This window comes from Pseudonocardia sp. KRD291, assembly GCF_019263595.1.
In the GTDB taxonomy this organism is placed as follows: Bacteria; Actinomycetota; Actinomycetes; order Mycobacteriales; family Pseudonocardiaceae; genus Pseudonocardia.
On record NZ_JADQDD010000006.1, the window covers coordinates 1 to 11,704 of the forward strand.

General features: G+C 71.9%; 10 protein-coding genes. 8 read left to right on the forward strand and 2 right to left on the reverse strand.

Features of this window, described 5'->3' with window-relative positions; genetic code table 11:
* Positions 1-100: 100 nt before the first annotated feature.
* The 7 genes from I4I78_RS02040 (at position 101) to I4I78_RS02070 (ending at position 8,059) form a co-directional block, all read left to right on the forward strand.
* Positions 101-340: a hypothetical protein gene (locus tag I4I78_RS02040; protein WP_218609433.1), complete on the forward strand. Its 240-nt coding sequence runs from the start codon at positions 101-103 to the stop codon at positions 338-340.
* A gap of 150 nt (positions 341-490) precedes the next feature.
* Positions 491-1,378, forward strand: coding sequence for an SDR family NAD(P)-dependent oxidoreductase (locus tag I4I78_RS02045; protein ID WP_218609434.1), 888 nt, complete (start codon positions 491-493; stop codon positions 1,376-1,378).
* On the forward strand, positions 1,375-1,602 hold the full coding sequence (locus I4I78_RS02050) for a ferredoxin (RefSeq protein ID WP_218609435.1): 228 nt from the start codon (positions 1,375-1,377) through the stop codon (positions 1,600-1,602). The genes I4I78_RS02045 and I4I78_RS02050 overlap by 4 nt, the downstream gene beginning before the upstream one ends.
* Positions 1,599-2,828 carry a cytochrome P450 gene (locus I4I78_RS02055; protein ID WP_218609436.1) on the forward strand — a complete coding sequence of 410 codons (1,230 nt, stop codon included), beginning with the start codon at positions 1,599-1,601 and terminating at the stop codon, positions 2,826-2,828. Before I4I78_RS02050 ends, I4I78_RS02055 begins: the two co-directional genes overlap by 4 nt.
* Positions 2,829-2,854: 26 nt before the next feature.
* A complete protein-coding gene (locus tag I4I78_RS02060; RefSeq protein WP_218609437.1) occupies positions 2,855-4,522 on the forward strand; it encodes an AMP-binding protein in 1,668 nt (555 codons plus the stop codon).
* Positions 4,519-6,813 carry a CoA transferase gene (locus I4I78_RS02065; RefSeq protein WP_218609438.1) on the forward strand — a complete coding sequence of 765 codons (2,295 nt, stop codon included), beginning with the start codon at positions 4,519-4,521 and terminating at the stop codon, positions 6,811-6,813. The genes I4I78_RS02060 and I4I78_RS02065 overlap by 4 nt, the downstream gene beginning before the upstream one ends.
* A 22-nt stretch (positions 6,814-6,835) precedes the next feature.
* Positions 6,836-8,059, forward strand: coding sequence for a cytochrome P450 (locus I4I78_RS02070; protein ID WP_218609439.1), 1,224 nt, complete (start codon positions 6,836-6,838; stop codon positions 8,057-8,059).
* A 22-nt stretch (positions 8,060-8,081) separates the two neighbouring features.
* Here the strand turns inward: I4I78_RS02070 and I4I78_RS33640 are convergent, their stop codons facing one another.
* On the reverse strand, positions 8,082-9,608 hold the full coding sequence (locus I4I78_RS33640) for an acetyl-CoA acetyltransferase (RefSeq protein ID WP_218609440.1): 1,527 nt from the start codon (positions 9,606-9,608) through the stop codon (positions 8,082-8,084).
* An 85-nt stretch (positions 9,609-9,693) separates the two neighbouring features.
* Positions 9,694-10,656, reverse strand: a complete 963-nt coding sequence (locus I4I78_RS02080; protein WP_218609441.1) for a PDR/VanB family oxidoreductase — start codon at positions 10,654-10,656, stop codon at positions 9,694-9,696.
* Positions 10,657-10,776: 120 nt separating this feature from the next.
* Between I4I78_RS02080 and I4I78_RS02085 the strand changes: the two genes are divergently transcribed.
* Positions 10,777-11,619, forward strand: coding sequence for a mycofactocin-coupled SDR family oxidoreductase (locus tag I4I78_RS02085; RefSeq protein WP_218609442.1), 843 nt, complete (start codon positions 10,777-10,779; stop codon positions 11,617-11,619).
* Positions 11,620-11,704 lie beyond the last annotated feature (85 nt).

An 11,704-nucleotide genomic window follows, 5' to 3' on the forward strand; every position in this document is an offset into this window, starting at 1 on the left:
CACGCAGACGGCGCCGGCACAGACAACGGAGAGAGATCTGATGAAACCGTCCACCGGAACACGCCTGGGGAGTACGGCATGCACGGCGGAGGTCATCGTCGTGCGGGCGCCCGATGCGGAGGTGGAGCTGACCTGCGGCTCGACGCCGATGGGCCCGCTCCCGGCCGAGACCACGACCGAGGTGGGGAAGGACGGCCCGGGCGCCGTCGTCGGGAAGCGCTACGTGCACCCGGCGTCGGGCATGGAGCTGCTCTGCACCAAGGCCGGGGCGGGGTCGTTGCGGGTCGGCGACGACGTGTTGGAGATCAAGAAGGCCAAGAACCTGCCGTCCTCGGACTGAGCGCCGGCTTCGAGAGCGAACCGCAGCTGTTGATCTCATCTGTTTAAAGCTTGCAAGGATAACGCCCATATGTGAGACTCGCCGGACGTGACCGTCGGCACACGGGTCCCCTCGCGGGCGGGGCGCGGCAGCCGCACAGGAGGAACGAACATGCGTTTGGCACACAAGGTCGTGGTGATCACCGGCGCCGGATCCGGGCTGGGGCGCGCCGCCTCCCGCCTCTTCGCCCAGGAGGGCGCCAGGGTCGTCGTCACCGACGTCTCCGAGGATCGGGCGAAGCAGACGCTCGACCTGGTGCACGGTGACGGCGGCGAGGCGATCGCGGTCAAGGCCGACGTGACGGTCGAGGCCGAGGTCGAGGCCGCCGTTGCGGCCGCCGTCGACACCTACGGCAAGCTCGACGTGATGTTCGCCAACGCGGGCATCCCGGCCAAGGGCTTCGGGCTGACGGCGTTCGAGGACATCAGCGAGGCCGAGTGGGACGAGACGAACGACGTCGTCCTCAAGGGTGTCTTCTTCGCCGTGAAGCACGCCGTGCGCGCCATGAAGAACAACCCGGACGGCCCGGCGGGCAGCTCGATCATCTGCACGTCGTCGGCCGCCTCGCTGGTCGGCTACCCGGGCTTCCCGCAGTACGGTGCGGCCAAGGGCGGCATCAACGCGATGGTGCGCATCTGTGCGGCCTGGGAGATCGGCCGCTACGGCATCCGCATCAACGCTATCTGCCCGACGCACGGGGGATCGGCCAACTTCATCCTGCCCGGCGACGCCCCGGTTCTGGAGAAGTCGCACGAGGAGATGGGTGGGGAGTGGATCCCCGAGCACTCGCCGATCCCGCTCAAGCTGCCCCGTCCGCCGCGGATCCTCGACAACGCCTACCCGGCGCTGTTCCTGGCCTCGGACGAGTCGATGTACATGTCCGGTGTCTGCCTGCCCACCACCGACGGCGGCACCCTGGCCACCGTGGCGATCCCGTTCGGGGACGACTGGCGGGAGAACCTCAACGAGAACGCCCGCAAGGGCGACTTCAACGGATGAGCGACCAGCCGCCACCGTTCACGCTCGACTCCGAGCTGTGCGCCGGTCACGGCCGCTGCTACGCACTGGCGCCGGAGTCGTTCGACGCCGACGACATGGGCTACGCGGTCGTGCGGGACACGGTCGACGGTGAGCCGACCCGTGATCCGAACTCGATCGTCAACGCCTGCCCCGAAGGGGCCATCGCCCTCGCCACCACAGCCGGGAAGGGAAGTCCGTCATGACCGACAAGACACTCGCGGAGCTCAAGGACGAGCGCCGCCGGGACTACGAGGTCTACCCGAGCGGCACGATCCAGGACCAGCTCGACGACATCGCCGACCGGCGGGAGAAGTGCCCGGTCTCGTTCTCCGAGAAGGGTGGCTTCTGGGTCGCGACGACCTACGACGACATCAGCAGCGTCCTGCGCCGCAACAACCGTGGGTTCGTCAGCTTTCCCAACATCCCGGACGGGAAGGTCGCCTTCGGGCAGAAGGCCCAGATCCCGATCGAGCTCGACGGCCCGGTCCACGCCCAGTACCGCAAGCTGCTCGACCCGTTGTTCTCCCCGGCCCGGGTCGGGCAGATGGAGGAGCAGATCCGCGAGGTCGCCGTCGGCCTGGTCGACGCGTTCGTCGAGTCCGGGACATGCGACGTGATCCCGCAGTTCGCGTTCCCGTTCCCCGGCACGGTGTTCCTGTCGATCATGGGCTGGCCGCTCGAGGACGCCGACCGGATGAACGAGTGGGTCGAGGCGTTCCTGCACGGCGTTCCCGGCGGCACCGAGGAGGAGACGCTGGCCGTGCGGATCAAGGCCAGTGAGGAGTCGCGCGCCTACATCCAGGGCATCGTCGAGGACCGTCGCGCGAACCCGCGCGAGGACATCACCACGACGATCGTGAACGCGGACTTCGACGGGCAGAAGATCTCCGACAGCGACCTGTCCGACCTGTTCATCCTGATGATGATGGCCGGCCTGGACACGGTGCAGAGCGTGATCGGGCAGAGCATGGCCTACCTGGCCGACCACCAGGACCTGTGGGAGGCCATGTTCGCCACACCCGACGCGCTCGCGCCGGCCATCGAGGAGCTGGTGCGCTGGACCTCGCCCGCCATGCCGACGCGCAACGTGGCCCAGGAGGCGGCGACGGTGGGGGACCTGGAGCTGCCCGAGGGCGAGCGTGTCTTCTGCCCGCTCGCCGCGGCCAACCGCGACCCGAAGTACTACCCGGAGCCCGACGAGGTGAAGTTCGACCGGGAGGCGAAGCCACACCTGAGCTTCAGCCTCGGCGCGCACCGGTGCGTCGGCGTGCACCTCGCCCGGCTCGAGCTGAAGGTCGCCTTCGAGGAGCTGCACCGGCGCATCCCCTCGTTCCGGCTCCAGGACGGATGCACGCCCAAGGAGAACCTCGGGCTGACCTGGGCCATCGAGGACGTGCGGATCGCGTTCGACCCGCAGCCCGTGTCCTGAGCTGCCCTCATCGCGGAGAGGAACAGATGACCCAGCGCGACACCGACTCGGCCGTCGACGACGTCAGGCCGTTCGGTCTGCTCCAGCTCTGGGACGCCGTCGCCGACGCCGTCCCGGAGCGGGAGTGCATCGTCCAGGGAGAGCGCCGGTCCACGTGGGCCCAGGTGCAGGACCGGACGACGCGGCTGGGCTGGTTCCTGACGGGGCGGGGCTTCGGGGCCCGGCCCGGTGTGACGCAGGAGTGGCTCTCACCCAACGACCTGGTCGGGCTGCTGCTGCGCAACAGCCCGGAGTACCTCGAGGGCAGTATCGGCAGCTACCGGGCCCGGTGCGCGCCGTTCAACGTCAACCACCGCTACCGGGCCGACGAGCTCGCGTACCTGCTTCGGGACGCCCGGCCGTCGGCGGTGATCCACCACCGGGAGTTCGGCCCGGTGCTGGCCCAGGCGCTGGCTCTGGTGCCGGACCTCCGGCCGGCCCTCGTGCACGTCGAGGACGCCTCCGGCGCCGAACCGCTTCCCGGCTCGGTGCCCTACGAGGAAGCTCTCGCGGCCGCGACACCTCCGGCCGAACCGGTGGTCCCGTCGCCCGACGACGTGCACGTGCTCTACACCGGGGGCACCACCGGCATGCCCAAGGGCGTGATCTGGCGACTGCGCGAGCTGGCCGGGAGCCCCACCGGTATCAGGGTCGAGTCCCTGGAGGCCGCCGGCCGCGACGCGCCCCGGCGGGGCTGGCTCCGCGCCTTCCCCGCCCCGCCGCTGATGCACGGCGCCGCGGCCTGGTTCTCCTACGGGGCGTGGTCGCGTGGCGGCACGCTCGTGCTCGGCGAGGACACCAGCTTCGACCCCGACCGTGCGCTCGCCCTGTGCCGCGCCGAGAAGGTCACCTGGATGGCGATCATCGGCGACCCGTTCGCGCAGCCGCTGCTGCGGGCCCTGCGGGCCGGAGTCGAGCCGCCGACGAGCATGTCCTACGTGTTCTCCAGCGGTGCGGCGCTGTCCCCGTCGGCGTGGTCGGAGCTCGACCACTTCTTCCCGGGACTCACGCTGGTCAACACGCTCGGCTCCTCCGAGACCGGCCCGCAGGCACTGCAGACCAGCAGCACCCAGACCGGCTTCCGGGCCGGACCGGGCACCTACGTCGTCAGCGACGACCACACGTCGCTGCTGGGAGCGGACAAGCCCGGGACCGGATGGCTGTCGAACTCCGGCGAGCTGCCGCGCGGCTACCTCAACGACGAGGAACGGACCGCCGCGACGTTCCGGGTCGTCGAGGGTCGCCGCGTCTCGGTCTCGGGCGACCGGGCGAGCGTCGACGACTCCGGGGAGATCCGTTTCCTCGGCCGCGAGTCGACCGTGATCAACTCCGGTGGCGAGAAGGTCTACGGTGAGGAGGTCGAGAACGTGCTGCGGTCCCTGCCCGAGATCGACGACGCCCTGGTCCTCGGCCGACCGAGCGAACGGTGGGGCAACGAGGTCGTCGCGCTCCTCGTCGCGTCGGGCGCCGAGCTCACCCGCGACGACGTCCGTGCGCGGTGCGCGGACCGGCTCGCCGGGTACAAGCTGCCGAAGGCGCTCGCGTACGTGCCCGCGCTCCGACGCCACGAGAACGGCAAGGCCGACTACGACTGGGCCCGCACGGCACTGGCCGAGCTCGACTCCGCGGCTTCCACCGGTGGGCGGCCGGCGTGACGGCCTCCGCCGAGGTCACGGCCCTCCCGCTCGACGGCGTCCGCATCGTCGACCTGACGACCGGCCTGGCCGGCCCGTTCGCCACCCGCGTGCTGGCCGAGGCCGGTGCGGACGTGGTCAAGGTCGAGCCGCCCGGGGGCGACCCGGCACGGGACGAGCGGCCCGCGGGGTTCGCCACCTGGAACCGCAGCAAGCGTTCGGTGATCCTCGACCTCGACACGCAGGACGGCCGCGACGCCCTGGAGAACCTCCTGGGACGTGCCGACGTGCTGGCCCACGACCTTCCCCACGCGCGGGCCCGCGCGCTCGGGCTCGACCCCGACTCGGTCGCGACGCGCCTGCCCGACGTGCTGGTCGCAACGGTGCCGTCCTACCCGGCCGGACACCCCCTCCAGGACCTCGGTGCCTCCGACGCCATGGTGCAGGCCGCGCAGGGGTTCATGGACGAGCAGCAGGGCCACCGCGACGGCCCGGTCTACATCCGGATGCCGTTCCCGAGCTGGTGTGCCGGCTACCTGCTCGCCACCGGGATCGTCGCGCGGCTGGTCCAGCGGGCCCGGCACGGCGTGGTCCTGCCCGTCGCCACCAGCGTCTTCCAGGGCGGTCTCGCGCCGGCCGCGCTGTACTGGCAGCGGTGGGAGCGCCTGCCCCCGTCGCTGACCCGGCACACGCTGCCGAAGATCTGGCCCGACGCCGCCCTGAGCATCTTCGGGTGCTCCGATGGCCGCTACGTCCAGCTCGCCGGCGCGGTCGGCGGATGGATCGAGTCGCCCCCGGTGCTGGAGGCGCTCGCACTGGCCGACCTCGTCGATCTCTCCGAGGTCGGGGTGACACCGCAGAACTGGGAGACCTGGGACGCGGTGTTCCGGGCGCGCTCGAGCCGGTGGTGGCTCGACGCCCTCAACGATGCCGACGTGCCGTGCGTGCTCGTGCACGAGCTCGGCGAGTGCTTCACCGACGAGCAGGCGCTCGGCAACGACTACGTCGTCGAGGTCGACGACCCGGTGATCGGCCCGGCGCTGCAGGCCGCCGCCCCGGTCGCGACCACACCGGCCGCACGGGTCCCGGCGCCGGTCCTCGGTACCAGCACGGTGGACGAGGTGCTGGCCGGCTGGACGGCGCGCGAGCCCGCGGGGTACGTGTCCCCGCCGACCGGTGACCCGCGTCCGCTCGCGGGGCTGCGGGTCCTCGACTTCGGATCGGTGGTGGCCGGGCCCTTCGGCGCGCAGTGCCTGGGTGACCTCGGCGCCGACGTGGTGAAGGTCGAGCCGCTCGCCGGCGACCGCGGCCGCGGGCTGACCCAGTTCGCGGGCTGCCATCGGGCCAAGCGCTCGCTGGCGATCGACCTGAAGGCCCCCGTGGCCCGCGAGGTGCTGGAGCGGCTGGTCCGTTCCAGCGACGTCGTCCTGCACAACATGCGCCTCGGTCCGGCCGCGCGGCTGGGACTCGACGGGCCCGGTCTGGCGGCGACCAACCCCGACATCGTGTTCAGCCACGTCAGCGCCTACGGCCCGCGCGGCCCGATGGCGACGTTCCCGGGCTACGACCCGACCGCGCAGGCGATGACCGGGTGGGAGCACGCCAACGCCGGCGTAGGCCGAACCCCGACCTGGCTGCGCAACTCGGTGTTCGACGTGCAGGCCGGGCTGGCCGGCGCGTTGGGCGCGCTGCTGGGGCTGCACCGGCGCGCGACCACGGGGACGCCGGGTGAGGCCGCGACGTCCCTGCTCGCCGTCGGCATCAACGCGGCGTCGGAGGTGGCGGTCGCACTGCCCGCCCGCACCGTGACCCCCTACCCGGTGCTCTCCGCCGACCAGACCGGCCTCGACGACACGCACCGTCTCTACCAGCTCGCCGACGGCTGGATCCTCGTCGACGCCGGCGACCAGGAGCAGACCCGCGCCTTCCGGGAGCTGCTCGGTCCGGACGCCGGGCGACCGGCGGAGGCACTCTCCGTGCGGTCGGTGCAGGAGACGTTGACGGACCTGGAGGACGCCGGCGTCGCCGCCACGTCCGTCGGGCTCGACCAGCTCGACGCGTTCATGGAGTCCCCGGTGCACCGTGAGCTGGGGCTGAGCCGTTGCCTGCGGACCCGCGGCTTCGGCGCGATCGACCTGGTCGCGGGCTTCTGGAGCCTCGGAGCTGCACCGGAGGGCGAGAGCGTGCCGGACCTGGGCGAGCACAGCCGGGAGGTGCTGGCCGAGCTCGGCTACGACGCCGCAGCGCTCGAGCCACTGGTGGACGGAGGGGTCGTGCGTCTCGCAGCCCCCGTCAGCGAGATGTCGGCCTGACACGGCCGGAAAGGACGACATGATGCCGACCCCCGAACGGCCGCAGATCGACTTCGACCACCATCTCTCCGAGTTCGGGCAGGACGCGGACGAGAAGTTCGCGCGGCTGCGCACGACCTGCCCGATGGGGTACACGCAGGCCCACGGCGGGTACTGGGTCGCCTCGACCTACGAGAACGCCCGGCGGGTCCTCAGCGACACGGAGAGCTTCACCGTCGAGAAGAGCGCCGACGGGCTGCGCGGCGGCAAGCTCATCCCGACGGCGCCGCACGCGCCCGCCATCCTGCCCGGCAGCCTGGACGGCCCGGCCCACGACCGGCTGCGCGCGCCACTGCGTGCGGTCTTCGCCAAGCGCAACATCGAGCAGAACGTCGCACCGATCGCCCGCCGGGTGGCCGAGCGCCTGCTCGACGACCTCGTCGGGCAGGACGAGTTCGACTTCGCCCACGCCTACAGCTTCCGCCTGACCGTGGCGACGATCTTCGAGTTCGTCGGGCTGGACGAGGTCGAGGACCCGGAGAAGTTCATCCTCATGCTCGAGGACGCCTTCGCGATCGACCCCGAGGCCGGCGGCGACCGGGACGCGCTCGCCTCGTCGACGTCGCGGCAGTTCGCCGACGCGTCGGAGCTGGTGCGCGGGGTCGTGCGCCGCCGGACCGCCGAGCCGCGCGACGACCTCCTCTCGCGCATGGTCGACCCGGCATCCGGCCTGACCGAGGACGAGACGGTCAACCTCGCCCTCTCGATGATCCTGGGCGGCGTCCGCACCACCGCCGCGTCCATGGACAACATCCTCGTGCACCTCGACACCCATCCCGACCTGCGCGAACGGCTGATCGCGGAGCCGGGGCGCATCCCGGACGCCGTCGGCGAGCTGACGAGGCTCGCCGCCGTCACCCCGCTGGTGGCGCGCACCGCGGTCACCGACCAGGACTTCGGGGACGTCCACATCCATGCCGGGGACCGGGTGGCGGCGCTGATCTGCTCGGCCAACCGCGACGAGGACCGGTTCCCCGCCGCCACCGAGGTGCAGCTGGACCGCCGCGGCGGGCTGCACCTGTCGTTCGGTGTCGGCACCCACTACTGCCTGGGGATCTGGCTGGCGCACATGGAGCTGCGCGTCGCCGTGGAGGCCCTCCTCGCGCGGATGCCCGGCTTCGCCGTCGTCCACGAGCGGGTCCGCCGGTACGCGCTCGTGGGGGTCAACAACGGGTTCTCCGCACTCCCGGTCCGCCCGCGCGGCTGACCGGGGAGCGCGGGCGCGGCGCTCAGCCCCGCGCGAGGGTGAACAGCCTGCGGTCGTTCTCGGCCACGACCGATCCGGTCCGTCCGACGGGGTCGCCGCCGGGGTCGACGAGAGCCTCGAGCGTCGAGGTGTCCGAGCGGGAGACACGGACTCCCACCCGGTCTCCCCGAGGCGATCGGCCGATGACGTAACCGCGGGCGGGCTCGCCCTCGCGGTCGAACTCGACGGTGTACGTCTCGATCTCCAGAGGCCCGACGTAGGCGTCGTCGACGGTGACCGGGCCGTGTTCCGGGGCGGCCGCCGAGGACCACCGGAAGCCCTCGGGTGCGGGCTCCTGGCCCAGGACCACGGAGGCGTGCTTGGTGAGGTACTCGCCGTTGGCGTACACCAGCCCCGTGCCTCCCGACCCCCGCAGCCTGCGGACCACCGCGACCAGGGCGTGCGCCGAGTAGTTGTTGTGTGCCCCGCCGAACGAGGTCAGGCCTCCGGTCGCCGACAGCGCGGCGTCGCGGTCCAGCCCCAGGTGCAGCGCCCCCAGCTTCGGAACGACCGGGAAACAGCTGTAGAGGTCCACGACGTCGAGCTCGTCGGCGGTCGTCCCGGCCTGCTCGAGCGCGGCGTCGAGGCTGCGTCCGAGCCCGGCGGAGCCGCCGTAGGAGTCGCGCTCCAGGACGTCCTCGCAGTCCTCGTCGAGGGCCGCCGCATGCAGGTACACCCGCTGTTGCGGCGCGACCCCGAGCCGGTCCGCGGCCGCGGGGCTGGCCAGGATCAGCGCCGCACCCTGGTCGACGCGGTTGAGGGCGTTCATCCGCAGCGGGTACGGAAAGCAGATCATCCGGTTCTTCGGTCCGGTCCCGGAGACCTGGTCGGCGCTGACCGGTTCCCGGTTCCATGCCGCCTCGTTCGCCGCGGCGACCTCGCTGAACCCGGCGTACATCGACGCCGACCAGGCCTGCGACTCGGCGAAGCTCTGGCCGAGGTCGTGGCGCAGCCGGTTCTCCCACAGCGGGTAGATCCGGGTCGGGCCGACCAGTCCCAGGTCCCACATCCGCTCGGTGCCCCCGGTCGCGCGGGAGAACCCGCCGGGGCCGCCCGGGGAGTGGCTCCACCCCTCGGCGCGCGCGGGCTCCTTCGCGGCGCCGAGCAGCTCCAGGGAGGATTGGGCCTCGCCTCCGCAGACGACGGCGAGCTCGGACTCGCCCGCGGCGATCGCACCGGCCAACCGGGTGAGCACCGCGACGGGCTGGTGGCCGCCCGCCTCCGACACGTGGGTCGCGGCGCCCGGGGCGCCGATCGCGGCGGCGACGGAGCCGGCGAGGTCGTCGTAGCTCCACGAGACGACCTGCACGACGCCGACCGCGTCGACGGCCGACAACGCGGAGACCGCGATCCCGGCGTCGTCCGCGGCGCCGGCGACCGCGCTCCGGATCAGCTCGAGCGGCTCGAGCGCTCTGGCCGGCTCCTTCTCGCGGTTGTTGCGGAGCTGGCCGACACCGATGACGACGACCTGGCCGGCCGACTGCTCGTCACGATCTTCCGGGACTCCCACCGCATCTCCTTCATACGGTTCGGCGCCATCACCGAACCGGTCTCGTCCGTTCGCCAGGGGTGTCGTGGCGGTCCGGGGCGCGCTCTCAGAGATCGATCCGGAGGCCCGGACCGGCGGCTCGCGAGACACAGATCATCATCGTCTCGCCCGCCTCCTGCTCCGCCGGCGTGAGCAGGGAGTCGCGATGGTCCACGACACCGGAGACGACCACCGTCTCGCAGGTCCCGCACGTGCCCTCACCGCACGACGACGGCGCGTCGACACCGGCGTCGGTCGCGACGTCGAGGATCGACCGGCCCGCAGGGACGACAAGGGTCATCCCGGACCGGGCGAGCTCGACCTCGAACGACTGCTCGTCGGCCGGCTCGTCGAGCGACTTCGGCGTGAACCGCTCCAGGCGCAGGGAGCCCGGCGGCCAGGACCGCGTCAGCTCGGTGACCGCGTCGAGCAACGGCTCCGGCCCGCATGCGTAGACCAGCGTGTCCTCGCGCGGCTCGGCCAGCACCGAGGGCAGGTCCAGCAGGCCGTGGGTGTCCTGCGGTGCGACGGTCACCCGGTCGCCTCCGAGCAGGAGCAGCTCCTCGCGGAACGCCATGCTCGTCGTCGTGCGGCCGCCGTAGAGCAACGTCCACCCGGCTCCCGCCCTCTCGGCCCGGCCGATCATCGGTATCACCGGGGTGATGCCGATGCCACCGGCGACGAAGACGTAGCGGGGTGCGGGTTCGAGCTCGAAGTGGTTGCGCGGGCCGCGCGCCACGACCTCGGCCCCGACGTGCAGCTTGTCGTGCACGAACCGCGAACCGCCGCGACCGTCCGCCTCGAGCAGGACACCGATCCGCCACGTGCCGGGCTCGTCCGGGTCGCCGCAGAGCGAGTACTGCCGGGCCAGTTCGGGGGCGAGCATCAGGTCGATGTGTGCGCCCGGCTCCCACACCGGCAGCGGCGCTCCGTCGACCGCCCGGAGGTCGACGACCGTGACGCCGTCGGCGGCCTCGACCCGCCGGGTGACCACCACGGTGACGTCGACCTCGTCGTGGGTACTGCGCACGTCTCCTCCTCGGGGCCGGAGGTCCCCTGCTCCCGTACGTCGTTGACGGGGCCGGGCGCCGATCCTACCATCTACACAATCTTTGTAAATATTAATGAGTCGACAGGAGAGGTCCGGGACATGGCGGAGGTTGCACGGCTCGACCTGCAGGACCGGGTCGCGTTCATCACCGGTGCGGGGCGCGGTCAGGGGCGTTCGCACGCGGTCACGCTGGCCGAGGCGGGGGCCGCGATCGTCGCGGTGGACGTGTGCGCCCCGATCCCGACCGTGCCCTACGCCCTGGCCACCGAGGAGGACCTCGCGGAGACCGCCCGGCTGGTCGAGAAGGCCGGCGGCCGCTGCCTCACCCGCGTCGCCGACGTGCGGCACCGCCACGAGCTGGTCGCTGCGGTCGACGAGGCGATGGCGACCTTCGGGCGGCTCGACGTGGTCGTCGCGAACGCCGGGGTCGCGCAGGGGCTGCCCGAGTCCGAGACGGCGACGATCGACGAGATCTGGGCCGACTACGTGGCCATCAACCTCACCGGCACCTGGAACACGCTGCAGGCCACCCGGTCCGCGGTCGTGGACGGTGGCCGCGGCGGGTCGATCATCATCATCAGCTCGACCTCCGGGTTGAAGGGGATGTCGCGCGGCGACGTCCGGTCCGACGCCTACACCACGACCAAACACGGCCTGGTCGGTCTGATGCGCGCCTATGCGAACGACCTCGGCCCGGCCGGAGTGCGGGTCAACACGATCCATCCCACCGCGGTCGCCACACCGATGGTCGACAACCCCGCGATGAGGGCCTGGGTCGAGGTCAACGTCAAGCGGGTCGCGGGCGGGTTCTCCGACGCGATGCACCGGGGCCGCGTCGACGCCCAGGACATCTCCGACGCGGTGCTGTGGCTGGCCTCCGACCGGTCGCGGTCGGTCACCGGCGTGACTCTCCCGGTCGACGCGGGATTCGTCATCGCCTGACCGAATAGCATCAATACTTGTAAAGATTACGTCTCTGTGTCAGGCTGCTTAGGAGCAGCCGTGCATGTGGGCGTCGACGACGGAG